Source organism: Pseudomonas sp. AC463, from assembly GCF_979253585.1.
Genome location: NZ_CEEDDZ010001159.1, coordinates 1 through 236 on the forward strand (window position 1 = coordinate 1; position 236 = coordinate 236).

Genomic DNA, 236 nt, shown 5'->3' on the forward strand with positions numbered 1-236 from the left:
TTCTTCATGTGGATACGGTGGCGGCACCACCCCTATGCGCGTGCGAACGGCGGCCCTTGCACGGCACGCCGCACCTGGCTGACCTGTCCCGACACGCGCGCCGCGATCAAGCAGCGGCTGGCGTTCGCCAGCGATCGCTGGGGCGGCAGTCCGGCGCTGTTCGCGTGGGACATCTGGAACGAGATCCATCCCGCTCACGGCGGCGACGATCCGGCCACCGCCGCGCCTTTCATCGC

The 236-nt window shown here is 69.9% G+C and carries 1 protein-coding gene; it reads left to right on the forward strand.

The window, feature by feature from the left end; genetic code table 11:
• Positions 1-236 (forward strand): hypothetical protein (locus tag AC0IYH_RS33945; protein WP_471838869.1); only part of this gene is annotated, 236 nt, incomplete at both ends.